This is a genomic window from Paenarthrobacter sp. YJN-5, from assembly GCF_015040095.1.
Classification (GTDB): domain Bacteria; phylum Actinomycetota; class Actinomycetes; order Actinomycetales; family Micrococcaceae; genus Arthrobacter; species Arthrobacter ureafaciens.
In genome coordinates this window covers 2,759,107-2,783,944 of the sequence record NZ_CP053544.1, presented here as the reverse complement: position 1 = coordinate 2,783,944, position 24,838 = coordinate 2,759,107, and the positions used below count along the sequence as shown (strand labels likewise).

Below are 24,838 nucleotides of genomic sequence, written 5' to 3'. Positions count from 1 at the left end.
TCAAGTGCAGGGCCTTTTCCGTATTACAGGATGGTTTGTTCCCGACAGGATTGTCCTCAAGCGGACAGTCTGTGCGGGAAACTTGCCGGCTTAGGCGGCGAGGGTGGCATCCAGGGTGATGTCGATGCTCGAGAGTGCGCCGGACACGGGGCAACCGGTCTTGGCTTCCTCCGAGATGCGGCGGAACTCTTCTTCGGAGATGCCGGGGATGCGGGCGCTCATGGTCAGGTGGCTGCCCGTGATGCCGGTACCCGGAACGAAGGTCACGTCCGCTTTGGTCTGGACTTCTTCCGGAGTGTAACCGGCTCCGGCCAGGGCGTGGCTGAATGCCATGGAGAAGCACGCAGAGTGGGCCGCTGCAATAAGTTCTTCGGGGCTGGTCTTGCCGCCGGCCTGTTCGGTCCGGGCCTTCCAGGTGACGTCGAACGTGCCGAGTCCCGAGCTGTCCAGCGTGGTGTTGCCGGAGCCCTCCATCAGGTTGCCGTTCCAGACGGTGTGTGCGGTGCGTACTGCTGCCATATCCACTCCTTGGGTAGTTGTGAGCCGGCACCCGCCTTCGCGGGTTGCCACCGTGTCCAATCCTATGGATTCGGGGGAGGGCGTGCACGGACATTCCGCTGTCAGTGGATTGTGACCCCCCGGCAAGCAGGGCGCCGGGCAAAATACAGCCGCCCTGCCATGGGCAGGACGGCTGTTGACCGGTGTCGGTGCTTGGCGCGACTGGGACGTGCAGTAGATGGTTCCGCCGTAGGTGGTTCCGGAACCCTTAGTTCCAGAGGGTGGCTAGAGCGATGTTGACCAGCGCCAGCCCGCCGACTCCGTGAGCCAGGCCGGTGGAGACAGGCTCGCCCTTCTTGACCTTGCGGGAACCGATGACTGCCAGGACTGCCACCACAATCGCTATGGCGAACTTGATGCCCAGCTTGATGTAGTTCGGGTCCTTGTCATCCATGAAGGGAATAAGGCCCATCATGGCGATGCCGGTGAGGAGCTGAAGGAACGCACCGTCCCGCTGGCGGGGATGCACAGTGGGCGTCTTCATGGTGGCGATCCAGTAGCCCACGATCATGGCGGCGCCGACGATGTGCAGGAACACCAGAATGCTGTACAGGATACTCATGAGCCAAGCTTAGCCAGTTTCTTCTACATCACGTAGCAGAAACGTGCTTGTCCAGGGGGCGTGGCGACCGGAACACGGAAGAGGGGCAGGTTTTCCGGGCCTACCCGGAGAACCTGCCCCTCTTCTTAGCTACGGTGTGCTGTGACCGGGCTTAGAGGCCCAGGTCCGCTTCGAACGCACCTTCCTCAAGGCGGGCCTTGAGGGTCTGGAGGAAGCGGCCGGCGTCGGCGCCGTCCACCAGGCGGTGATCGTAGGTCAGCGACAGGTACATCATGGAGCGGATGGCGATCGAATCGTCGCCGTTCTCGTCAGCTACCACTACAGCGCGCTTGACGATCGCACCCGTTCCCAGGATGCCGACCTGCGGCTGGTTGATGATCGGAGTGTCGAACAGCGCGCCGACAGAACCGATGTTGGTGATGCTGAACGTGCCGCCTGACAGTTCATCCGGACCGATCTTGCCATCACGGGTGCGGCCTGCGACGTCGGCGATCTTGCTGGCAAGACCGGCGAGGTTCAGGTTGCCCGCGTCTGCGATGACAGGAACAAGGAGGCCCTTGTCCGTGTCCACGGCAATCGCGAGGTGCTCGGCGTTGTGGTAGGTGATTTCCTGCTTGGACTCGTCGTAGGCAGCGTTGAGCTTGGGGTGCTGCTTCAGGGCTTCGGCAACAGCCTTGGCGATAAACGGCAGGAACGTGAGCTTGACGCCGTTCTGGGCCTGGAAGTTGTTCTTGGCCTTGAGGCGAAGCTTGGCGATCTTGGTCATGTCCACTTCGTGCACCTGCGTCAGCTGCGTGGAGACCTCAAGCGACTCGCGCATGCGGCGGGCGATGACCTGACGGATGCGGGGTGCCTTCTCGGTGGTACCGCGCAGGGACGAAGCAACAACCGGAGCAGCAGCCTTGGGGGCGGCAGCAGGAGCAGCGGCCTGTGCCGGTGCTGCAGCAGCCTGCTTGGCTTCGGCAGCTGCGAGCACATCCTGCTTGCGGATGCGGCCGCCGACGCCGGTGCCGGAGACGGAGGCGATGTCTACGCCGTGCTGGTTTGCGAGCTTGCGCACCAACGGGGTGACGTAGCCGGACTCGGAGGAGCTGCCGGACTCGGACTGGGCTGCTGCAGGGGCAGAAGGAGCGGGTGCTGCTTCCTGGGCCGGAGCAGCCGGGGCAGCCGGCGCCTCGGGGGCCGGGGACGCTGCGGGAGCCGGAGCTTCCTCGGCAGCAGGAGCGGCGGGAGCCTCGGTTGCTGCAGGCGTTTCCGCCGCAGGTGCGGGAGCCGCAGCAGGTGCCGCTGCGCCGGAGCCGATGACGGCCAGGACCGAACCGACCTCAGCTGTTTCGTCCTCGCTGACGCGGATTTCCTGCAAAGTTCCGGCAACGGGGGAAGGAATCTCGGTATCGACCTTGTCGGTGGAGACCTCCAGCAGGGGCTCATCAACCTCAACGGTGTCGCCAATGGCCTTCAGCCAGCGGGTAACGGTGCCTTCAGTGACGCTCTCGCCGAGGGCCGGGAGGGTGACCTCGTGGCCCTCGCCGCCGGCAGCGGGAGCTTCCTGGGCCGGTGCTTCCTGGGCCGGCTGCTCAGCCGGTGCTTCAGCGGCGGGAGCTTCCTGGGCCGGCTGCTCAGCCGGTGCTTCAGCAGCGGGAGCTTCCTGGGCAGGTGCCTCCCCGGCCGAGCCCGAACCGGAGCCATCGCCGATGCGGACCAAGGGGGCGCCGACTTCCGCGGTCTCGTCTTCAGCGACGAGGATTTCTTCGATAACGCCAGCGACCGGAGAAGGGATTTCGGTGTCTACTTTGTCGGTGGAAACCTCGAGCAACGGCTCGTCGATCTCTACCCGGTCACCAACCTGCTTGAGCCAGCGGGTGACGGTTCCTTCGGTGACACTCTCACCGAGGGCGGGCAAGTTAACGGATTCAGACATGTCGTCCCCGTTCTCCTTATTGATCTTTTGTGCGGATGAGTTCTGCTGGTCCGGAACGGGCGTGAGCGGCCAATGATGCCGCAGACGCCCGTTCCGTGTGTGTCTTGGTGGGGACTTAGCCGTGGAGCGGCTTGCCCGCGAGGGCAAGGTGGGCTTCGCCCAGGGCTTCGTTCTGCGTGGGGTGGGCGTGGACCAGCTGGGCCACGTCTTCCGGGTAGGCTTCCCAGTTCACAATGAGCTGGGCCTCTCCGATTTGTTCACCCATACGGGAACCGATCATGTGAACGCCTACAACGGGGCCGTCCTTCTGGCGGACGAGCTTGACGATGCCGCCGGTGCCCAGGATGGAGCTCTTGCCGTTACCGGCAAGGTTGTATTCCTGGGTCTGGACCTGGTCTTCGCCGAACTTTTCCTTGGCTGCCTTCTCCGTGTAGCCAACGGTGGCAATCTCGGGCTCGCAGTAGGTGACCTTGGGGATGTTGATGTCTTCGACGATTGCGGGGTTCAAACCGGCGATCTCTTCGGCGACGAAGATGCCCTGCTGGTAGCCGCGGTGGGCGAGCTGAACGCCCGGGACGATGTCACCGACGGCGTAGATGTTGCCCACGCCGGTGTGGAGGCGCTCGTTGGTGATGACGAACCCACGGTCGATGGTGAGGCCGGCTTCCTCGTAGCCGAGGTTGGCTGTGACAGGGCCACGGCCGACGGCTACCAGGAGGAGGTCGGCTTCGAAGGTCTTGCCGTCAACCAAGGTGACCTTGACGCCGTTTTCGTCCTGCTCGACGCCCTGGAAGAAGATGCCGGTGCTGAACTTGATGCCGCGCTTCTTGAAAGCGCGCTCGAGGTTCTTCACGATCGTGGCGTCCTCGTTCGGCACGAGGGAGGGGAGGCCTTCGACGATGGTGACGTCCACGCCGAACGACTTCCAGACGGAAGCGAACTCGACACCGATAACGCCGCCGCCGAGCACGATGGCGCTCTTGGGGATGTAGTCCATGGTGAGGGCCTGGTCCGAGGTGATGACCTTGCCGCCGATTTCCAGGCCGGGCAGTGAACGCGAGTAGGAGCCGGTGGCCAGCACGATGTTCTTGCCCTTGTAGGCGGTCCCGTTCACCACGACGGTGTCGGTGCCCTGGAGCTTGCCTTCGCCTTCGATGACCGTGATGCCCTTGGACTTAATGAGTCCCTGGAGGCCCTTGAACTTACCGGCGATGATGCCGTCCTTATATGCGTTGACGGCCGGCATGTCGATGCCGTCAAGCGTCACGTTCACGCCGTACTTGGCGGAATCACGTGCATGGTCTGCCAGTTCGGCAGAGTGCAGGAGGGCCTTGGTGGGGATACAACCGTTGTGCAGGCAGGTTCCGCCGAGCTTTGCCTTTTCCACAAGGCCAACGGTGAACCCAAGCTGTACGGCCCGCAGGGCCGTGGCGTAGCCGCCGCTGCCGCCACCGAGTACCAGGATGTCGAATTCTTGCGCAGTTGCCTGATCGGCCACTAAAACGCTCCCTCGCGTGAATGATGACACGGGTGTGCGTGCCATCTGGTCTTTGGAACTTGTACTGCCGCGATTATGCCAGCACGTAAGTTCTCTTGCATTTGTGACTATCGAGTTCACCTTAGCGAACCACCTACCCATGCTCCACCCTCCGCGGGCGAATGTGGAGCGCTTGTGTCGAGACTCACGTTCGCGTGTGACACAGCGCTATCAGCCGCATGATTCCGGGCTTCCGCGGGCCGCCGGAGTGTTCCCGGCCGGCCCACGGAAGCTTTGGTGGAGCGGGTAGCGGAGCTAGGCGGAGGCGGTCAGCAGGTCTTCCGCGTACGCCACGAGGGTCCGGACGGTGCATCCGGTTCCCTGCTTGGGGGTGTATCCGTACGGGCTGCCGTTGTTGAACGACGGCCCGGCGATGTCCACGTGGGCCCACGGGATCTGTTCACCGTTGCCGTTCTTGCCAACGAACTCGCGCAGGAAGACGGCTGCAGTCATCATGCCGCCATTGCGCTCACCAATGTTTGCCAGGTCTGCCACCTGCGAGTCCAGGCTCGGGCGCAGTTCCTCGGGCAGCGGCATCGGCCAGACCAATTCACCGGCCCGGTCGGCTGCGGACTTCAGGGCCGAGGTGACCGAGTCGGTCCCCATCACGCCGGCTGTGCGCAGGCCAAGTGCGATCAATTGCGCACCGGTCAGGGTGGCGACGTCGATGATCGCGTCGGGTTTCTCTTCGCTGGCCGCAACGATGCCGTCGGCCATGACCAGCCGGCCCTCGGCGTCGGTGTTCAGGACCTCCACGGTCTTCCCGCCGTAGACGGTCAGGACGTCCGCGGGCCGCTGCGCCGCACCGGAGGGCATGTTCTCCGCTATGCAGAGCCACGCGGTTGCCTTGATGGGCAGGCCAAGGGATGCGATGGCCAGGACGGCATTAAGTACGACGGCGGCCCCGGCCATGTCGCTCTTCATGTCGCCCATGCCGAGGGCCGGCTTGATGGAGATACCGCCGGTATCGAAAGTGATGCCCTTGCCCACGAGTGCAATCTTGCGGGCAGCTTTAGCCGGGGCGTATTCAACCTTGACGAGGCGCGGCTGCCTGGTGGATCCCTTGCCGACGCCGAGGATGCCGCCGAATCCTTCCTTTTCCAGGCGCTTCTCGTCCCAGACCGTGACCTTGACGGGGAGGCCCTTGGAAAGTTCCTTCGCGGCTTCGGCGAATGATTCGGGGAAGAGGTGGCTGGGCGGCTGGTTGACCAGCGTGCGCGTGGCGTTGACGGCCCGGGCGAGGACGACCGCCCGGTCAAGGGCCGGTTGCGCTTCCTTGGCATCCACGGCTGTGAAGATCGAAACCTTGGCTACCGGCGCCTTCAAGCCGTCCTTGCTGGAGCGGTGCTCGGTGTAGGAGTAGGCACCCAAGGCTGCGCCTTCGGCCACGGCAGCGACGTCGGCGAGGGCCGTCGTCGGGAACGCCAACGTCACCGATGCCAAGCCCGCAAGCTGGCGGACCGCGGAGCCGGCCGCACGACGCAGTGCTTCGCCGGTGAAGCTGCCGTCTGCTTGCGGCTTGCCGAGCCCGGCGAGCACGAGGAGTTCCGAGCCCGTCTCCTGAAGGCCCGGAAGGCGGTGAACCTGGTCCGCTGCTCCCGTAATGCCCAGGACCTTCAAGGAACCCGCGATGGACTCGGCAGCCTTTGCGCTCAAGGGATTGGAGAGCAGCACGGGACCGTCTGCACCTTGCGCTACGCCTACCACGAGGGCGTCGCTGGGGGACTTCTTGAGGTCCTTGGCAATCACGCCGAGGATGATGTCAGTAGTCTTGACCACGAGGATGTTTCCTCACTTCTCTCTGCATTGCATGGCGGGACCGCATGTTTGGCGCCCTGCCCCGGTACGCGCCCGACGTCCTCTTGCGACGGCGGCCTTGGTCTAGGGCCAGCTTAACGAAAAGGATGCCGGCCCGTTTCGATCGTAGTCTCTTGCGGGCTGCGGACGGCAATTAAATGAGAGCTGCGGCACACGGGCAGGCAGGAATGCCAGCCCGACGTGCGGCGTTGTATGAATACGGACCATGGGGAATGGTCTTCGGCCGCCTGGGGGTTTCCCCTCACGGCCGGCCCCGTGAAACTTGCCACAGCGAAAGGAACATGCCGTGTTTGAACGGATATCCGGCTCCCTCCTGGACCCCGAGGCGCTCTATGCCAGCAACATCGAGATCTTCCATAGCCCCGAACTGCGGGGCTTGAATCTGGTGATGGGATTCACCGGTTTCGCCGACGCCGGACAGGTAGTGCGGCAGATCAACGCGGAGTTGCTGGACCAGCTCGACGCCGAGGTGGTGGCAATGTTCGACGCCGACCAGCTCATTGACTACCGTTCGCGCCGCCCGCACATCAGCTTCGTTGAGGACCACCTGCAGGACTACCAGCCCCCGCAGCTTGGGCTGTACAAGCTCAAGGACGGGCTGGGCCAGCCTTTCCTACTGCTCGCCGGTTTTGAGCCGGACCTGCAGTGGGAACGTTTCTCGCGGGCCGTCGTCGGAATCGTCGAGAAACTGGACGTCAACCTGGTCACGTGGATCCATTCCATTCCCATGCCGGTACCGCATACTCGGCCCGTAGGAGTTACCGTCCACGGAAACAGGCCTGAACTCATCGACGGCATCTCGAGCTGGAAACCTACCGTGGAAGTGCCTGCCGCGATCGGGCACATCCTGGAGCTCCGGCTCATAGAGGCCGGACGCAATGTTGCCGGCTACGTCATTCACGTTCCGCATTACCTTTCCGAGGCCGAGTATCCGCAGGCCGCGGTGGCAGGGCTCGAATACCTTGGGGCTGCTGCCTCGCTCATGCTCCCCACCGACAGGCTGCGCGAGTCCGGGCGGGAAGTGGTCCGTCAGATCGCCGAACAAATAGAAGCTTCCCAGGAAGTGCAGGCGGTAGTCTCCAACCTCGAAGCCCGCTACGACGAAAAGTCCGAAGGCATGGTCCGCCGCTCCTTGCTGGCCGACGAGAATGACGAGCTGCCCAATGCCGAGGACCTCGGTGCAGCCGTGGAGGCCTACCTCGCACGCAAGGATGCTCCTCAATAAATCTGCTTTGATGCCTGTGGCGGGCATACTTAAAGGGTGAACTCTCCACGCGCCTGGCTCATTTGGACGATCGGCGTTTTCGCCTACTTGGTGGCCGTGGCGCAGCGGACATCTTTCGGGGTCGCGGGCCTTGAGGCCACTGAGCGGTTCCACGCCAGTGCCGCAGCTGTTTCCTTCTTCACGGTCCTCCAGCTGCTGGTCTACGCAGGACTGCAGATACCCGTTGGTGTGCTGGTGGACCGTTTCGGCTCACGCGTCATGGTGGCAGGCGGGGCCGTGTTGATGGGGGTGGGCCAGTTACAGCTGGCTTTCGCGGACAGTGTCCCCGGGGGAGTGCTGGGCAGGGTGCTGGTTGGCGCCGGTGACGCCATGACCTTCATCTCCGTCATCCGGCTTGTACCGCTGTGGTTCGCTCCCGCCCGGGTGCCCCTGGTGACCCAACTGACGGGGATGTGCGGCCAACTAGGCCAACTCTTCAGCGTCGTCCCGTTCGCGTTGCTGCTGCAATCCGCGGGTTGGACCCCGGCGTTCCTGTCCCTGGTGGGCCTGTCCGTCCTCGCCGTCGTCCTGGTCCTTGCCCTCCTGCGTGATGCCCCGCCGGGACATTCCCCGCAGAACGCGGCGCAGGGGCTCAAAGCGACCGGCATCTCCCTGTCGCGTGCCTGGAAGCAGCCGGGGACGCGGCTGGGCCTCTGGAGCCACTTCACGGTCCAATTCAGTGGCAACCTCTTTGCCATGACGTGGGGCTATCCGTTCCTTCTGTCCGCCCAAGGCCTGGACGGGGCAACAGTGTCGGGGCTCATGGCGCTGTTTGTTGCCACGGCGATCGTGTCCGGTCCCGGCGTGGGACGCTTTGTCTCCAGGCACCCGATGCGGCGTTCGGCGATGGTGCTGCTGATCGTCCTTGCCACCGCAATCGTGTGGGCCGCCGTATTGTCGCTGCCGGACCGGGCGCCGCTGTGGTTGCTGGTGGTGCTCGTCGTGGTGCTGGCGGTCGGCGGTCCGGGTTCCATGATCGGTTTTGATTTCGCCCGGACGTTCAACCCTTCGCACCGGATCGGGACGGCAACCGGCATCGTCAACGTTGGTGGCTTCATCGCGGCACTCGTAGCCATCTATTTGATCGGCCTGGTGCTGGACGTCTTGAATGGCTCCGGATTCTCCGGAGGCAACCTGTATGGTTTGGCACCGTTCCGGATAGCCCTCAGTGTGCAGTTCGTGCTGCTCGGATTTGGCACGCTGATGATCCTCGCCACCCGGCGCAAGGTGCGGGCGCAGATGGCTGCCCAGGGAGTGCATGTGCCACCGCTGGTGGTCACCCTGGCCAAGCAACGCCGGGAACGCATGGAGCGCAGGCGCGCTGCACGCCAGGAGCGCACCTAGCACGCACGCACCTGGCAGTCCGGCGTTTTCCACATAGCCACAACAGCCACTGTCCGGCGTTTCAGGTCAGCACCAAGCTTGAGTCATGACCATCAAGCAAACACTCAGCATTCATCAACCCGAAGACGTCCTGGGCTATATCCCGCACCTGCTGGGCTATTGGCCCCGGGAGAGCCTGGTGGCAATCACGATGCAGGGAAAGGCCCTGGGAGCAACGCTGCGGGTTGATTTGCCGCCGGCGGACAACCCCCACGCCCAGGCTGATTTTGCCGCGTACGTTCGCAACCAGCTGCTGGCGGACGAACGCGCCGACGGCGTCCTGCTGGCGCTGTATTCCGCGGCGGGTTGGGATGACGGTTCGGTCCTGGACTGGACCATGCCCTTGCTGGGGATCCTGCAAGAGGCCCTGGCCCCGGTGAACTTGACCGTCCGTGACGCCTGGCTGATCGGTGACGACTATTGGCGCAGTGCGTTCTGCACCGATCTCTCTTGCTGCCCGGTTCCCGGTCTCCCTTTGGAGCGCATCCACAACAGCAGGATCAGCGCTGAGATGGTGTACCGGGGAAGCACAGTGGGCGCCGCCCCGGACAGCACCGTGGATCCGCCCAAACTAGCCCTCCCCGGCAGGCCCGCCGTCGATGTCCTTGAAGCTGAGCAACGATTCGAGGACCAGTTGTTGGAGTCAGGGCGCAGTGAGTGCTGTTTTGATGCCGTACTCGATGCTTGGGCCCAGGTCCTTGAAAGATGTCCCCGGGCTGATGGGCTGGGGCCATCGGACATTGCCGGGGCCGTTTTCGGGGGACCGGCCGGATCTGAACTGATGGGGTTCCTCCGGGCGACACTCGCCGTTCCTGCCTGGCGGGACGCCGTTATTGTCATGGCAGCCGCGGACGTGGCCTCCGCGAAGGCCGGTGGACGTGCCTTCGATCTCTTCTCCGGTGATAACTCCAGCTCGCTTCCTTTCGACCCCCTGGCCCTGGGGCTTGCCATGCCACCGGCGGCCGCTGCGGGCGCCGCTTCAAACGGCCGCAGTCCCGAAGAGTCCGGAGCTACCTTGTTGGACGGGATGTCAGAGATGCCTTCTTACGGCGGAGTCCTGCTCGGCGAGGAACCTGAGATACCGGACTGGCGCCTGTTGGACTCTTTGGGAAGGATCCTGTCCGCCCTGTCCTACGACGATGAGGAGGGTGGCCTCGCAGCGGCGGCACTCACGCTCCAGGGATGGGTCGCGTGGGCCAAAGGAAACGGGTCGTTGGCCCATGCCAGCCTGCTCCGTGCCGCTGCGGCGCATCAGGGCTACCGATTGGCTGACTTGCTGGACGATGTACTGGGGCAGGGCACCATCTGCGGCTGGGCGCGGCGGCCTGAGTCGGCATGGGGCACCTACAAAGCCTCGCGCAACTAGTCGCTCCGTGCGGTGGCTGACGCTTTCGCTCTCCACAAAGGCGTACGATTCGCAAATCCGTGAGACAATGGATGCCGAGACCCGGTTGGGTCCGCGTTTGAATGCCCGTATTGCCCCCTTAATCAGGGAACAATACGGCGGCGCCGGCAGTTGTACCTAGAGACTCTGCAGGCGGCGATTGCGTTTGAAATTAATCGCGGACTTGACAGGGTCATAGTGGTGTTGCCCACATGGTGATTCCACAGACCGCCGCTAGAAAGGTTTTCTGTGACCCCGTCTTCCGTCGAGAAGGAACCCGCCGCCCAGGCCGAACTGTCCGCTGAGGAAAAGAAGGCGGCACCGGCCAAGCGTGCGGCGACACGCGCTGCCAGCAAAGCTTCAGAGGGTGACTCCGGCAAGCCGGCCCCCAAGAAGCGCGGGCCCAAGCCCGGTGGCAAGGCCGCGGCCGAGGCCGCCGGCAAGTCCCCGGATACCGAAGAGGACGCCGAAGAGTCGGTTGAGGACGAGGAATTCGACCCCTCGGCTGCTGAAGAAGTGGAAGTCGGCGACGACGACGTGGAAGAGGTCGCCTCCTCCAAGGACAAGCCTGCGCCCTCAGGCTCCGGATTTGTCTACTCCGACGCCGATGATGACGACGCCCCCGTCCAGCAGGTCATGTCAGCCGGTGCCACTGCGGACCCCGTCAAGGACTACCTCAAGCAGATCGGCAAGGTAGCGCTCCTCAACGCCGAGCAGGAAGTCGATCTCGCCCTGCGGATCGAAGCCGGCTTGTTTGCCGAAGAAAAGATCGCTGCTGACGACGGTTCCATGGACCCCAAGCTCAAGCGCGAACTTGAGTTCATCATCCACGATGGCAAGAGGGCCAAGAACCACCTGCTTGAGGCAAACCTCCGCCTTGTGGTCTCCCTGGCCAAGCGCTACACGGGCCGTGGCATGCTGTTCCTGGACCTTATCCAGGAAGGCAACCTTGGCCTCATCCGTGCAGTCGAGAAGTTCGACTACACCAAGGGCTTCAAGTTCTCCACGTACGCCACGTGGTGGATCCGCCAGGCCATTACCCGTGCCATGGCCGACCAGGCCCGTACCATCCGTATCCCGGTGCACATGGTCGAAGTCATCAACAAGCTCGCACGTGTCCAGCGTCAGATGTTGCAGGACCTCGGCCGCGAACCCACGCCGGAAGAGCTCGCCCTCGAACTGGACATGACTCCCGAGAAGGTTGTGGAAGTCCAGAAGTACGGTCGCGAGCCCATCTCCCTCCACACCCCGTTGGGCGAGGATGGAGACTCCGAGTTCGGTGACCTCATTGAGGACTCCGAAGCCGTGGTACCCGCGGATGCCGTGAGCTTCACCCTCTTGCAGGAACAGCTCCACTCCGTCCTGGACACGCTTTCCGAGCGTGAAGCAGGCGTGGTCGCCATGCGCTTCGGGCTCACTGATGGCCAGCCGAAGACTTTAGACGAAATCGGCAAGGTCTACGGAGTGACGCGCGAACGCATCCGCCAGATCGAATCCAAGACGATGTCCAAGCTGCGGCACCCCTCCCGCTCGCAGGTCCTCAGGGACTACCTGGACTAAGTCCGTTGCACGGTGATCAGCCCGGCAGGAATTTCCTGCCGGGCTGATGTCGTTCCAGGCACTGCCTCATCGCATCACTACCCGCCCCACGCGCCCCGGCTACGGGTGCGGTCGGCGCGTAGGGGTCCGGTGTCGACGTGGTGTGGGTGCGGTCGGCGGGTAGGGGTGCCGTGTCGACGTGGAGTGGGTGCGGTTGGCGCGTAGGGGTGTGCGGTGCTGGCCCTGAGCCCAAGAACCGGGGAGTGTTTAACGAAGCAAGGCCCCTCCCGCCGGGAGGGGCCTTGCTCTTTCATCTGCTCAACTCATCTGCGCAACCAAGGTGTGGTGCCCTCAGTCGACCGGAACAGGTGCCTTCTCGTTGAGGCGCTCGGTCTCGTCATGCCAGTCGGAGGTCAGGGGCCGGAGCGTGGCCTCGACTGCGCGGGCGTGGTGGCCGCAGAAAAGCAGCTCACCGCCGGAGGACTCGAGTACAACGCGGACATATGCTTGAGCCCCGCAACGATCGCATCGGTCAGCTGCGTTTAGCGTGCGGTCTGCAACTGCTGTTGTCATGTCGGCCTCCTTAGTAGTTCTGTACATCCATATAACCAGCATTCGAGGCAGAACCATGGCAAGGATGGGTCACTTTCGCTGTCCGCGTATCACATGTGCGTAACGTAACTTTGCCTTCGACGCCCGTTCGGGTGTGGCGGGCGGGTCCGGCAGCCGCGCGAGACTAACCTAGTATGGGCAGTGTTTGCCTTGACCACGTTGGCTTACAGCTGCTGGAAACACCCTGAGCTATACCCCGAAGGAGCACACCGCGAGTGGCACCGAGTTCTGAATACAACGCCCGGCATCTTTCCGTCCTGGAAGGGCTGGAAGCGGTCCGCAAGCGTCCGGGTATGTACATCGGTTCCACTGACTCCCGGGGACTCATGCACTGCCTCTGGGAGATCATCGACAACGCGGTGGATGAGGCACTGGCCGGATTTGGGCACGACATCAAGGTGATCCTGCACGCGGACAACTCCGTGGAGATCCACGACGACGGCCGCGGCATTCCGGTGGACGTTGAACCGAAGACGGGCCTGACCGGCGTCGAGGTCGTGTTTACCAAGCTCCACGCCGGCGGTAAGTTCGGCGGCGGTTCGTACACCGCCTCGGGCGGTCTCCATGGCGTGGGCGCTTCCGTTGTCAACGCACTCTCGAGCCGCCTCGACGTGCAAGTGGACCGCGGCAGCAAGACGTACCAGATGTCCTTCAGGCGCGGTGAGCCGGGACGCTTCCAGGACTCCGGCAGCAAGGCCGGTCCCGACTCGCCGTTCGAACCGTTCGTCGAAGGATCCGTCCTTGATGTCGTCGGCAAGGCCAAACGTGGGGTGACCGGAACCCGCGTGCGTTACTGGGCGGACCGCCAGATCTTCACTCCGGACGCGAAGTTCTCCTACGACGACCTCGTGGCGCGGGCGCGCCAGACCTCCTTCCTGGTCCCGGGCCTGCGGATTACCGTCCGGGATGAACGCAAGCTGGCAGGAACACCCGGTGAAAACGGCGTGCACGAGGAGGTCTTCCACCACGACGGCGGTATCTCCGAGTTCGTTGAATTCCTCGCCTCGGACACCGGGGTAACGGACGTTTGGCGTTTGCACGGATCCGGCAAGTTCAAGGAAACCGTTCCGGTCCTGGACGAGAACGGCCACAGCAAGATCGCCGAAGTCGAGCGCGACTGCGAGGTGGACATCGCCCTCCGCTGGGGGATCGGCTACGAGACCACTGTCCGCAGCTTCGTCAACATCATCGCAACGCCCAAGGGCGGGACGCACCAGGCCGGATTCGAGGCTGCCCTGCTGAAAACCTTCCGCAAGACCGTGGAAGCGAACGCAAGGAAGCTCAAGGCAGGCAATGACAAGATCGAAAAGGACGATGTCCTTGCCGGACTGACTGCCGTGCTGACGGTGAGGTTGGCAGAGCCTCAATTCGAGGGACAGACCAAGGAAATCCTGGGCACCTCGGCAGTGCGCGCGATCGTCGCCAAGGTGGTAGAGAAGGAAATCTCCGCGAAGCTCGGCTCGGCGAACCGCAATGACAAGGCACAGTCTGCTTTGCTGCTGGAGAAGATCGTCAGCGAGATGAAGTCGCGCATTTCGGCCCGCGTCCACAAGGAGACGCAGCGGCGAAAGAATGCGCTGGAGACGTCGTCGATGCCCACCAAGCTCGCCGATTGCAGGACCGACGATGTTGCCCGTTCCGAACTGTTCATCGTGGAAGGCGACTCCGCGCTGGGCACCGCGAAGCTGGCACGCTCCTCCGATTTCCAGGCCCTGTTGCCGATCCGCGGAAAGATCCTGAACGTCCAGAAAGCCTCCGTGGGAGACATGCTGTCCAACGCCGAGTGTGCTGCCTTGATCCAGGTGGTGGGCGCGGGCTCGGGGCGCAGCTTCGACCTGGACGCTGCCCGCTACGGCAAGGTGATCCTCATGACCGACGCTGACGTCGACGGCGCCCACATCCGTACCCTGCTGCTGACGCTCTTCTTCCGCTACATGAGGCCGATGGTTGAAGCCGGCAGGGTCTTCGCCGCGGTTCCGCCGCTTCACCGCGTGGAGGTCATCAACCCCGGCCAGAAGGCCAACGAGATGATCTATACCTACTCCGAAGCGGAGCTCCATGTGCTGTTGTCCAAGCTCGCCAAGGAAGGGAAACGCTACAAAGAGCCCATCCAGCGTTACAAGGGCCTGGGTGAGATGGATGCCCAGCAGTTGGCTGAGACCACCATGGATCCGAGGCACCGCACCCTCCGCAAAGTGGGGATCGAAAGTGCCCAGCGGGCCGAGGAAGTCTTCGACCTCCTGATGGGATCGGACGTGGCGCCGCGCAAGGAGTTCATCATCGCCGGTGCTGCCACGCTGGACCGCGAGCGGATCGACGCGTAGGGAGCCGGGTCGGCGGAGCTAGCCGAGTAGTCCGGGGACGATCAGCAGCGCTGTCGGGACGGCCAGGAGAAGCGCGGACGCCACCAGGACGAGGCTTCGCAGTGCTTTGCTGAGGGGAGGCTCCGGTGAGAGGAGGCGGCTGACGCGTGACGCCGTCGTGCGTGGCGAGTCCGCTCCACCGGTGGCACTGACCCGGCCGCCCTCGAGTATGGCACTTCCGGGTTGGAGTGCGGAGGCATTGAGGGCGGACCCTGGAGCCGGAGCGGTTGAGCCGCTGGAGACGATGGCGATGGCCTTGATGAGGGTGCTTTTGCTTTCGGTCCTGAGGGCGACGTCGTCGGCGAGCATCTCGATCAGGGAGTTCACTGCTGTTTGGGCGAGCTTGGTGGTGGGGAACCATGGAAGCGCCTGGCGCCAGGCGGCGAACGCCCATAGCAACAGGTCATGGCGCTGGGAAAGATGGGCCTTCTCGTGAATGACCACGGCCCGGAGTTCGTCCGGTTCCAAGGCCGCCATCAGCCCGTCGGAGAGGACCGTGACCGAGCGGGCGCCGCCGGGAAGGCAGTACGCGACGGGGGAGTCGTGGTTGATGACCATGGTGGCTGACCCGTCGGACGACGGTGAGGCAAGCAGCGCCAGGAGTTCCCGGTGGCGCCGGCGCTGCCGTTCGATCTTGTAATAGGTCAGCAACAGGGTGAAGACCAAATGGGCGGTAAGCAGCGCAGCTGCGGACAAAGCGAACAGGTGCCAAAATCCCAGCGCAGTGGTGGGCTCGTCGTTCAGGACCATCCCGGCAAGGCTTCTGAGCCCGGCGAGGAGGTTGTTGCCGATGGGTTCCAGGCCGTAGACCAGCATTGCGCCGATCATGGACAGGCCACCTGCGAGGGCGATGGCCTGCCACAGCACCATGGCCGTGAAAGGCGAGCGTGCCGGCCAGTGCGCCCGCGACAGCAGGACGGGCACGGGCCACGCCAGTATCAATGCCAGGACCGCCAGGAAGTATGAGGTCCAGAACATAGTGGCTAAGTTTAGCCGAGCATCTTGCGCAGGGCAGCAGCTTCGCTTTCCGAGACGGAACCGATGAAGCGGGCGAGGACGGCTTCGCGGTCCGGTGCCGAACCGAGAACCTCGTGCATCAGCTCCGCGGTGTGGTCAGCACGGCTGGACACGGCCTGGTAGCGGTGCGGGCGGGTACCGCGTTCGCGCTCCACGAGGCCCTTCTTTTCCAGGCGGGAGAGAACGGTCAGCACGGTGGTGACCGCCAGGTCCTTGCCCTGGTGGCCTGCCGAACCGTCGCCGGCTTCGGAGTCCTTGGCGAGCAAATCACGCAGTGTGTTCGCGGTAGCCGCCTCTTGGCCCGCCCAGAGCAGGTCCATTACTGCCCGTTCCAGTTCCCCAAGACTCGCCATGTGTACGTCCCTACCTTCCGCGCCCCGCTCATCTTTCGACGGGGAGCGATGATCCAACATTCCACGATAAATTTACCGCTTTTCAGTCTTTCATTCTACGCGAAGTAGAACTATCGGCGTGCCACCGTGCCGGCGCGGCCCCTTGCGGGTGTGTAACGCCACTTGAAGAATTGGACTGGGGCGCCCCCAGTTGTTCTACACTTTGTAGAAGTTAGTTTTCTACGAGACGTAGAACTATGCAGGCCCCGGAAGGGCCGCCGTACGAAGGACAGCCATGGAAGCTTTGGAAATTGCACGCTGGCAATTCGGAATCACCACCGTCTATCACTTCATGATGGTGCCCCTCACCATCGGGCTCGGCCTGGTGGTGGCCATCATTCAGACACTCTGGTACCGGACGGGCAAGCCGGAGTACCTCCGGATGACCAAGTTCTGGGGCAAGCTGTTCCTGATCAACTTCATCATGGGCGTGGCCACCGGAATTGTTCAGGAATTCCAGTTCGGCATGGCGTGGAGCGAGTACAGCAGGTTCGTCGGAGACGTATTCGGCGCACCGTTGGCCCTCGAGGCCCTGCTTGCCTTCTTCGTCGAATCCACCTTCCTGGGCCTGTGGATCTTCGGATGGAAGCAGCTCAAGCGTGGCGTACACCTGGCCTGCTTGTGGATCGCGGTGATCGGTTCAGTGTTCTCGGCCTACTTCATCATTGTGGCCAACTCGTGGATGCAGCACCCGGTGGGCGTGGAAATGGTGGACGGGCGTCCCGTCATGACCGACGCGTGGGCCGTCTTCACCAACAACACCGCGCTGGTAGCGGTCCCGCACACGCTCTTTGGCGCACTCGGCGTAGCCGGCGCGTTCCTGCTGGGCATTGCCTGGTACCACCTCTGGCGCCGCCGCCATGACGGCATCGACGTCGTCCGCGCGGACGGCACCATAGTTCCCGGAGAGGCCGCCATCGCCGGCCGCGACAAGACCGACTACACGGTATGGATGCGTTCGCTCCGCATCGGCGCCGTGGTGGCCATGGTGTCCTTCGCGGGTACCGCGATCACCGGTGACCTGCAGGGAAAACTGATGTTTGAGCAGCAGCCCATGAAGATGGCGGCCGCGGAGGCTGCCTGCCACGACGGAACCGGTTTTTCGGTGCTGAGCGTTGGCAACCTTGGTGCCAGCAACTGCGATGACATTGTTGCCGTCATTGAAGTTCCGGGCATCCTGTCCTTCCTGGCCAAGGGCGATTTCACCACCGAAGTCAAAGGCGTCAACAGCCTCCTTGGCGAGTACAAGGAGAAGTACGGAACGCACCTCCCGGACAACCCCCTTTACGGCGAGCGGGCCGGCCAGGAAATCCAGTACGTACCGGTCATGGAAGTGACCTACTGGGGCTTCCGCATGATGATCGGCTTTGGTGGTATTGCCGCACTGGCTGCCCTCCTGGCCCTGTGGGTGACCCGTAAGGGCGTGGTGCCCGAATCCAGGTGGCTCATGCGCCTGGCGGTCTTCGGGATTTTGGCACCCTTCGGGGCGAACGCGGCCGGATGGATTTTCACCGAGATGGGACGCCAACCCTTCGTCGTGGCGCCCAACCCGGACATGAACGGGATCGACCAAGTGTTCATGTTCACCGCAGCGGCTGTCTCGCCCGGTGTCACAGCCGGCGAACTGATGACGTCCCTGGTGGTCCTGACTGCCATCTACGCCGTCCTGCTGGTGGTCGAGGTCAAGCTGCTCGTGAAGTACGTCCGGGGCGGCGTCGCCTCCGCCATGCCGGAGCTCACGCACGCGGCAAAGACAAAGGACAACGATCCGGACTCCGGCAAGGGCGACGGTGGCTCCGGCCCGGACACGTCCGACGACGTCCTGGCATTCGCCTACTAGAACGGGAGACCTGACATGGAACTGTTGCCCACCATCTGGTTCGTGGCCATCGCGGTCCTGTGGACCGGATACCTCTTCCTTGAGGGATTCGACCTTGGCGTCGGCATGCTCATGAAGCTCTTCGCCCGCAACAACACCGATCGCCGCGTCCTGCTCAACACGATCGGGCCGGTCTGGGACGGGAACGAGGTCTGGCTGCTCACGGCGGCGGGCGCTACGTTCGCAGCTTTCCCCCTCTGGTACGCCTCGCTGTTCTCCACGCTCTATGTACCGCTCCTCCTGGTGCTGGTGGCGTTGATCTTCCGCGCCGTGGCCTTCGAATACCGCGGGAAGGTGGACACGGAGAAGTGGCGCAATAACTGGGACTGGGCAATAGCCATAGGATCCTTCGTTGCAGCCTTCGGCATCGGCGCCGCCCTGGCGTTGACCACCACCGGCCTGCCGATCGATGCCAACGGCGACAGGAGCGGCGGGCCGCTGTCCTGGTTCAGCTGGCACGCCCTGCTGGGCGGATTCGGGGTAGTCGCCTTTGCGCTCGTCCACGCCCTGGCGTTCCTGGCGTTGAAGACCGACGGCGATGTGCGGCACCGTGCCCGCAGCTGGTTTGTGCGGTTGCTTCCGTTAGCGGTCCTGCCCATGCTGGGCTGGATGGTGGCTGTGCAGTTCCTCAGCGGGAAGCCGTGGACGTGGGTCCTCGTCGCAGCGGCTGCGGTCGCCGTCGGAATCGCGTGGCGTGCGGCGAAAGCCGGCTCGGAGGGCATGGCGTTCGGGGCAACAGGTGCGTTCGTCCTCTGCGCCACGGCGTCGATCTTCTGGGCAGCCTTCCCGGTGGTCATCCCGTCCACGATCGACCCCGCTTTCGATCTGACCATTTCCAACGCCTCGTCCTCGGACTACACCCTGGGCCTGATGAGCATCGTTGCGGCCTTCGGCCTTCCGCTGGTGATCGCCTACCAGGCGTGGACCTATTGGGTCTTCCGCCGCAGGGTCAGTGCCGCCCACATCCCTGAAGCCCACGGTTTCCTTCCGGCCATCGCCTCAAAGGTGCTTGCCGGAGACAAGGGACCCGAGTCCCCGCGGAGCGGGGCGTAGGAAGCCAATGAAACCCGCTTTTCCCTCCGGCCAGGCAACCCGGTCAGCCCTGTATGGCATTGGACTGCTTGCTGCCCTTAAAGCCCTCGCGCTGGTCCTTATGGCCCAGGCCGTGGCCGGGATGCTGGCCGGGCTCGCCGGCGACGGTGCCGACTGGAGGAGTGGCCTGGCACTGGGGGCGGCGGGTGCGGTGCTCCGGTCGCTCGCCGTCTGGGGCCAAGGTATCGCCTCGCGCCGGGCGGCCCTGGGAGTCAAAGAGGAACTGCGGGCGCAGCTGATCGATCGGGCACTATCCGACGGCGGGTCCACCTCGGGCAGCCTCAACGACGGCGGCCTGGCCATCCTGGCGACCAGGGGACTGGACGCCTTGGACAACTACTACACGCAGTACCTGCCCGCCTTGGTGAACTGCGCGGCCATACCCCTGCTGGTGGGCACCAGGATCCTCTTCGCGGACTGGGTCAGCGCAGTGGTCATCGTCCTGACCGTCCCCCTGGTTCCGCTGTTCATGGTCCTCATCGGCCGGCATACCGAGGACCATGTCAAGGACGCCCAAAGCACCCTCCGCAGATTGTCCGGGCACATCCTCGAACTCGCCAAGGGACTGCCGGTCCTGGTTGGCCTGGGCCGGGCAAGCGAGCAACGCGCAGCACTGGAAGAAATTTCCGAACAGTACCGCAACCGGACCATGGTGACGCTGCGGACGGCGTTCCTCTCCGCGCTCGCCCTTGAACTCATCGCAACCATTTCCGTTGCCGTGGTAGCCGTCTTCATCGGCGTACGCCTGGTGGGCGGGGACATGGCCCTCGAAGCAGGTCTCCTTGCCCTGATCCTGGCCCCCGACTGCTACCTGCCCCTCCGGGAACTGGGAACAGCGCACCACGCCAGCGACGACGGCCGTGAGGCGTTGCAAACGACCACCGAAGTCCTGTCCGCGCCCCGGTCCACACGAATACCCGATGCCCCCGCCCACAGCGCGGCACCCGGCGAGGTTGTGGTCAGCGACCTCTCCGTCCGTTTCGCGGGACGGAACGTTGCCGCCGTCGGGCCCCTGTCCTTTACGGCCCCTGCACGGATGGTGACCGCCCTGGACGGTCCCAGCGGTGCTGGAAAGAGCACCGTGCTGGGCGTGCTCGCGGGACTGGTGGGGGATGGGGCCACAGCCAGCGTGGAGGGCACAGTGGCCGGCGCAGGTCCCGACGACGTCGCCCTGGTCCCACAGCATCCGGTGATCGCCTGCGATTCCGTGCAGGAGGAAATCGAACTGTACCTGGGCGCGGGCGACGACGACGCCGTCGCCCGGATCCTCGAAGCGGTGGCCGCCGGCCATCTGGCGGCCAAGCATCCCGCCGAACTCAGCCCCGGTGAGTTGCGGCGCGTCGCGCTGGCGCGTGGACTGGCCCGGCTCCGGTCCGGCGCTTCCATCCTGCTGCTGGACGAGCCAACGGCCCACCTGGACCCCCTGACCGCTTCGGTAGTGCGCACCACCATAGAGTCCTTGCGCGGGTTAGCGACTGTGATCCTTGTTGCCCACGACGCCGCAACCAAGGCACTTGCTGACACTACCGTGCATCTGGGGCCGTCCGGGCAAACCGGCGGTCAGCGTGGGACGGAGAACATCGGCGCCACGGCACCCGCCGGTGGCCTGCCTGTTGCCCCGGCAGAGTTTCCGCGCCCAGCCATCGACGACGCCCCCGCCCGCCCGGCTCTCGGCGCGGGTGGTTCCGGACGCTTCGCCGCAACCACAGCGCTCGCAGCCGTCCTGAAGCCGGTCGGCTGGAAGTTCACCGGCGCGGCCGCGGTAGGAGTCCTCGCCGCGCTCTTCGCAGTGGCCCTCTCCGGCCTCTCCGGCTGGCTGATCATCAGGGCCAGCCAACAGCCACCCATCCTCTACCTGTTGGGCGCCATTGTGGGAGTGCGGTTCTTCGGCATCGGCAGGGCCGTCCTTCGCTATTGCGAACGTTTGCTGACCCACGACGCAATCTTCGCAGCCATGACGACGCTGCGGGGTTCTCTCTGGGGAACGCTGTCCCGCCGGGCACTTGCCCTCCGCCGCCTGCTGCAGGGAGGCAACGTCCTGGGCGCCATCGTCGACGACGTCGACACGCTGCGGGACCTCCTGCCCCGCGTGGTCCTCCCGCCACTGACCGCAATCGGAGTCGGCGCGGCCGCCGTCATTGCAACCTCCATAGTGCTGCCGGGGGCGCTGCCGGCCACCATCCTCGCCGTGCTCTGCGGTCTGTTGGCAGCCCCGGCCCTGTCCCTTCTGGCTGACAGGAACGCCGCAAAAGCCGAGCAGAGGCTGCGGTCGCAGGTACTTGGTGGCGTGGCCGCCGCCCTTGACGCCCGTGCCGACCTGACGGCCAACCGGGTAGCCGGACCGCTGCTCAAGGTTCTCCGCGACAAGGACCGGGCCGCCACCACAGCAGCGCAGCGATCCGCCTGGGCCGAGGGGCTGGGGCAGGCGGTCACCGTCCTCGGATGCTCCCTTGCCGCGCTGTGGACCGGCACCCTTGCCGCCGGAACAACAGTCCCGCCCGAACTTGTGGCAGTGATCGTCCTGATGCAGTTGGCACTTGTTGAGCCCTACGCCGGGGTGGTGACGGCTGTCCGGCAGGCCCCGGCACTTGCAGCCGTCCTTCAACGGGTCAGCGCCGCCGGCGCACTCGACAAGGAGCCGGAGGCCGGTACTGAACCGCGCACAGCAGCAGGGGAAGCGCACGACGACGGCAGTGCGGTCGCGCCGGCACTGCTTCCCCACGCCGGACTCCGGTTGGACGGCATTGCCGCCCGCTGGCCCGACGGGCCCACGGTGTTCTCCAACGTCTCGGCCGAGGCCAGGCCCGGACGGTGGCTTGCGGTCACCGGACCGTCGGGCTCGGGCAAATCCACGCTCCTGTCCGTGCTCCTCGGCTTCCTCCCTGTCACGGAAGGCACTGTCCGGCTGGCCGGGACCGTCGCATGGTGCCCCCAAGAGGCACATCTCTTCGACTCCACCATCCGCGGCAACCTCATGCTCGGCAGGCCCGCCGCCAACAAACCCGGCGAAGCGGAGATGTACAAGGCGCTGGCGGATGTTGGCCTGGATGCGCTCGTGGAGACCCTTCCCGGGAAACTCGATACGCGGATCGGGCCAGGTGGCGTGTTCCTCAGCGGCGGCGAACGGCAGCGGCTCGCCATGGCCCGGACACTCCTGACCGGTGCCAGGATCCTCCTGCTCGATGAGCCGACGGCCCACCTGGACGCCGGATCCGCGGAAACCATGATGACTGCCCTGCGCCGGGGATTGAAGGACATCACCGTGGTACTGGTGACCCATAACCCGGCCGACATCGATCCGGCCGACGCCCGCCTTGACCTGCCGGACCGGCAGACCCTCAGCGAAAGCGCGGCGGAACTGGTGGGACACCCGACTCGTCAGTAGCCTGTTTCCATGCCCGAGGAGACCCTGCCCCAGACCGTCCCCAACCAACAGCTTGCCGCCGACGCCTTTCCGGACCCCGCCGCGACCGGGCTGCGCTGGGAGCCTGCTTCCGCCGCGCATCTGGAGACGTGGGCCGCGCTCATCGCCCGGACGGCCGCCGTCGAGCATCCCTCCTGGTTCGAAAAGCCCGGCGACCTGGTCCACATCCTGGAGTCCACCACCAACGAGGCCAAGACCCATACCTTGATCGGCCTCGACAGCGACGGGGTGGCAAGGGCATATGGCCGCATCACCAAAAACCCGGAAGGTGACAAGGCAGCCGGCATGGGCTGCGTCGACCCGGAGTGGCAGCGCCGCGGAATCGGTACGGCCGTGATCGCCTGGCAGGAGGCACAAACCCGGAAGCGCTTTGACCGGGACAAAGCTGCCGGGCACGCCACTGGCCGCCCCCGGCTGCGGATCCGGACTGAGGAACAGCACAGCCATCAGGCGCGGCTGCTGGAGAGCTTGGGATACGGCACCGTCCGCTGGTTCAACGAGATGCACAGACCGTTGTCGCAGCCTCTGCCCGACGTCCCCGTGCCCCCGGGCTTCGAGTTCAAGGTACTGGAACCGGCCCTCTTTGAGTCCGTCCGCATGGCCCACAATGAGGCATTCCAGGACCACTGGGGAAGTGAGCCACGGGACAAGGAATCGTGGCATTTCACCATGCACGAGCCCACGGCACGGCATGACTGGAGCGGAGTGATCCTGGACGTCGCCACGGGCGAGGTGGCAGCCTACCAGTTGGCCAGTTACGACCCCGACGCCGCAAAGGACCGTGGCTTCAAGGAGGGGTACACGGAACTCCTGGGCGTGCGGCGTGCCTACCGCGGCAAGGGCCTGGCCCAGGCCTTGCTGGCTGAAGCCATGCGCCGCTTCACCGGGGCAGGCATGGACGTAGCCTCCCTTGACGTCGACTCCGCCAATCCGACGGGCGCGCTCGCCTTATACGCAGGGATGGGCTATGCCCCGGTGAACCGCAGCATGACGTGGGAAAAGCAGTTGTAGGTGCCTAGCCGTCCACGTCGTGAAGGTGATGGACGACGTCGTGCAGGAAGTATTGGGAGAACGTCAGGACCGTGAATTCCGAACCGTTGCTCCGGGTTCCGGTTCGTTGCCATTCGTCCTGGGTGACCCGGGCGAATGCCTCCGCCGCCTGTTCCCCCTCCGAAACGAGTTCATCCGAAACCTGCGCGGGGTCGGCTGAGGCGTAGTCGCCGTCGAGGGCCGCTTGGTCCTGGTCCCAATTGTCGAACGCCGCGCCGTCCTGGGTGAGCATGAGGTCAAGGCGATGGCTGAAGAGGCTGAAAACGTCCCGCACGTGGCAGGCGTATTCCACCGCGGACCAGGTGTGATCGTCGGGACGGACCATGGCGTCGCCTCGCCGGAGGACGGCACGCCAACGGGGGAGCATGTTCAGGACGCTCCCCGGGACGGTGGCAGGGGTGACCGTGGAGGGATCGAAGCCGCACTCGGGGCAGGGCTTTGACGTTACCCAGGTCCAGTCTTTCTCATCCGGAATGATCGGCATGCGGACAGTCTATGCGGCTTCCCCGCCCCGGGTGTTTCAGTGCGGAAAATTTCAAGCCCAATGCCGATTGCTTCGTGTGGCCGCAGGAGTAGAGTTCGTTCCGGGGGGAGAGCCGGAAAGAGAAAACCATGCTCAAGGATCAACAAGTTGCTGCCGTTCTCCCGGCACAGGATCTGAACCGGGCCCGCGCGTTCTACAGCGAGAAACTCGGTCTTGACCCCGACAACCCGGAGGCGGAGGACAACCTTCAGTACACGTGCGGCGGCGGAACCGGCTTCCTTGTTTATCAAACACCGAACGCCGGAACGGCCAAGAACACGCAAATAGGCTGGATGGTCAGCGACGTGGCGGCCACAGTGGCCGAGTTGCGTGATAAAGGAGTGGTCTTCGAAGACTACGATTTCCCGGGGCTGAAAACGGAAAACGGCATAGCCACCATGCCCGACGGCAGCGCCGCGGCCTGGTTCCTGGACAGCGAGGGGAACATCCTTAGCATCAACCAAACCGGCTAGCCGGAAATGACTGTGGGGCCGGTGATGTGCCGGCCCCACAGTCATGC

At 64.4% G+C, this 24,838-nt stretch carries 19 protein-coding genes; 10 read left to right on the top strand and 9 right to left on the bottom strand.

Annotated elements, in window-relative coordinates; translation table 11 throughout:
• Positions 1 to 90: 90 nt before the first annotated feature.
• The 5 genes from HMI59_RS13170 to HMI59_RS13150 form a co-directional block, all read right to left on the bottom strand.
• Positions 91 to 519, bottom strand: a complete 429-nt coding sequence (locus tag HMI59_RS13170; protein ID WP_166186152.1) for an OsmC family protein — start codon at positions 517 to 519, stop codon at positions 91 to 93.
• 247 nt (positions 520 to 766) lie between these two features.
• On the bottom strand, positions 767 to 1,120 hold the full coding sequence (locus HMI59_RS13165) for a hypothetical protein (protein ID WP_166186153.1): 354 nt from the start codon (positions 1,118 to 1,120) through the stop codon (positions 767 to 769).
• A 151-nt stretch (positions 1,121 to 1,271) separates the two neighbouring features.
• Positions 1,272 to 3,041 carry a 2-oxoglutarate dehydrogenase, E2 component, dihydrolipoamide succinyltransferase gene (gene sucB, locus HMI59_RS13160; protein ID WP_166186154.1) on the bottom strand — a complete coding sequence of 590 codons (1,770 nt, stop codon included), beginning with the start codon at positions 3,039 to 3,041 and terminating at the stop codon, positions 1,272 to 1,274.
• A gap of 115 nt (positions 3,042 to 3,156) precedes the next feature.
• Positions 3,157 to 4,539, bottom strand: a complete 1,383-nt coding sequence (gene lpdA, locus HMI59_RS13155) for a dihydrolipoyl dehydrogenase (protein WP_021473131.1) — start codon at positions 4,537 to 4,539, stop codon at positions 3,157 to 3,159.
• A gap of 294 nt (positions 4,540 to 4,833) precedes the next feature.
• The gene (locus HMI59_RS13150; protein ID WP_193591568.1) at positions 4,834 to 6,357 is read right to left on the bottom strand and encodes a leucyl aminopeptidase; all 1,524 of its coding nucleotides are present in this window, start codon (positions 6,355 to 6,357) and stop codon (positions 4,834 to 4,836) included.
• A 325-nt stretch (positions 6,358 to 6,682) separates the two neighbouring features.
• On the opposite strand from HMI59_RS13150, the gene HMI59_RS13145 reads away from it, so the two are divergent.
• From HMI59_RS13145 to HMI59_RS13130, 4 genes are all read left to right on the top strand, one after another.
• A complete protein-coding gene (locus tag HMI59_RS13145; protein WP_021473129.1) occupies positions 6,683 to 7,621 on the top strand; it encodes a proteasome assembly chaperone family protein in 939 nt (312 codons plus the stop codon).
• A gap of 36 nt (positions 7,622 to 7,657) precedes the next feature.
• Positions 7,658 to 9,004, top strand: a complete 1,347-nt coding sequence (locus HMI59_RS13140; protein WP_193591567.1) for a nitrate/nitrite transporter — start codon at positions 7,658 to 7,660, stop codon at positions 9,002 to 9,004.
• A gap of 85 nt (positions 9,005 to 9,089) precedes the next feature.
• On the top strand, positions 9,090 to 10,409 hold the full coding sequence (locus tag HMI59_RS13135; RefSeq protein WP_193591566.1) for a DUF4192 domain-containing protein: 1,320 nt from the start codon (positions 9,090 to 9,092) through the stop codon (positions 10,407 to 10,409).
• Positions 10,410 to 10,676: 267 nt separating this feature from the next.
• Entirely contained in the window at positions 10,677 to 11,987 is a 1,311-nt protein-coding gene (locus HMI59_RS13130; protein ID WP_021473126.1) for an RNA polymerase sigma factor, read from the top strand.
• Positions 11,988 to 12,317: 330 nt separating this feature from the next.
• Here the strand turns inward: HMI59_RS13130 and HMI59_RS13125 are convergent, their stop codons facing one another.
• Positions 12,318 to 12,539: a hypothetical protein gene (locus tag HMI59_RS13125; protein ID WP_021473125.1), complete on the bottom strand. Its 222-nt coding sequence runs from the start codon at positions 12,537 to 12,539 to the stop codon at positions 12,318 to 12,320.
• Between the two features lie 254 nt (positions 12,540 to 12,793).
• On the opposite strand from HMI59_RS13125, the gene HMI59_RS13120 reads away from it, so the two are divergent.
• Positions 12,794 to 14,902, top strand: a complete 2,109-nt coding sequence (locus HMI59_RS13120; RefSeq protein WP_193591565.1) for a type IIA DNA topoisomerase subunit B — start codon at positions 12,794 to 12,796, stop codon at positions 14,900 to 14,902.
• Between the two features lie 18 nt (positions 14,903 to 14,920).
• Here the strand turns inward: HMI59_RS13120 and HMI59_RS13115 are convergent, their stop codons facing one another.
• Both HMI59_RS13115 and HMI59_RS13110 read right to left on the bottom strand, forming a co-directional pair.
• Positions 14,921 to 15,919, bottom strand: a complete 999-nt coding sequence (locus tag HMI59_RS13115; RefSeq protein ID WP_166186159.1) for a M56 family metallopeptidase — start codon at positions 15,917 to 15,919, stop codon at positions 14,921 to 14,923.
• Between the two features lie 11 nt (positions 15,920 to 15,930).
• Positions 15,931 to 16,311 (bottom strand): BlaI/MecI/CopY family transcriptional regulator, encoded by a 381-nt coding sequence (locus tag HMI59_RS13110; RefSeq protein ID WP_031216740.1) that lies wholly within the window; start codon positions 16,309 to 16,311, stop codon positions 15,931 to 15,933.
• A gap of 274 nt (positions 16,312 to 16,585) precedes the next feature.
• Here HMI59_RS13110 and HMI59_RS13105 point away from each other — a divergent pair, with 274 nt between their 5' ends.
• From HMI59_RS13105 to HMI59_RS13090, 4 genes are read left to right on the top strand one after another with little or no spacing between them, the layout of a single operon-like run.
• Positions 16,586 to 18,190, top strand: a complete 1,605-nt coding sequence (locus tag HMI59_RS13105; RefSeq protein ID WP_193591564.1) for a cytochrome ubiquinol oxidase subunit I — start codon at positions 16,586 to 16,588, stop codon at positions 18,188 to 18,190.
• 15 nt (positions 18,191 to 18,205) lie between these two features.
• Positions 18,206 to 19,282, top strand: coding sequence for a cytochrome d ubiquinol oxidase subunit II (gene cydB / locus HMI59_RS13100; protein ID WP_193591563.1), 1,077 nt, complete (start codon positions 18,206 to 18,208; stop codon positions 19,280 to 19,282).
• Positions 19,283 to 19,289: 7 nt separating this feature from the next.
• A complete protein-coding gene (gene cydD, locus HMI59_RS13095; RefSeq protein WP_193591562.1) occupies positions 19,290 to 22,706 on the top strand; it encodes a thiol reductant ABC exporter subunit CydD in 3,417 nt (1,138 codons plus the stop codon).
• Between the two features lie 9 nt (positions 22,707 to 22,715).
• Positions 22,716 to 23,756 (top strand): GNAT family N-acetyltransferase, encoded by a 1,041-nt coding sequence (locus HMI59_RS13090; protein WP_193591561.1) that lies wholly within the window; start codon positions 22,716 to 22,718, stop codon positions 23,754 to 23,756.
• A 4-nt stretch (positions 23,757 to 23,760) separates the two neighbouring features.
• Here the strand turns inward: HMI59_RS13090 and HMI59_RS13085 are convergent, their stop codons facing one another.
• A complete protein-coding gene (locus tag HMI59_RS13085) occupies positions 23,761 to 24,279 on the bottom strand; it encodes a DinB family protein (RefSeq protein WP_166186164.1) in 519 nt (172 codons plus the stop codon).
• Positions 24,280 to 24,407: 128 nt separating this feature from the next.
• Between HMI59_RS13085 and HMI59_RS13080 the strand changes: the two genes are divergently transcribed.
• The gene (locus tag HMI59_RS13080) at positions 24,408 to 24,791 is read left to right on the top strand and encodes a VOC family protein (RefSeq protein WP_021473116.1); all 384 of its coding nucleotides are present in this window, start codon (positions 24,408 to 24,410) and stop codon (positions 24,789 to 24,791) included.
• The last annotated feature ends 47 nt before the right edge of the window (positions 24,792 to 24,838 follow it).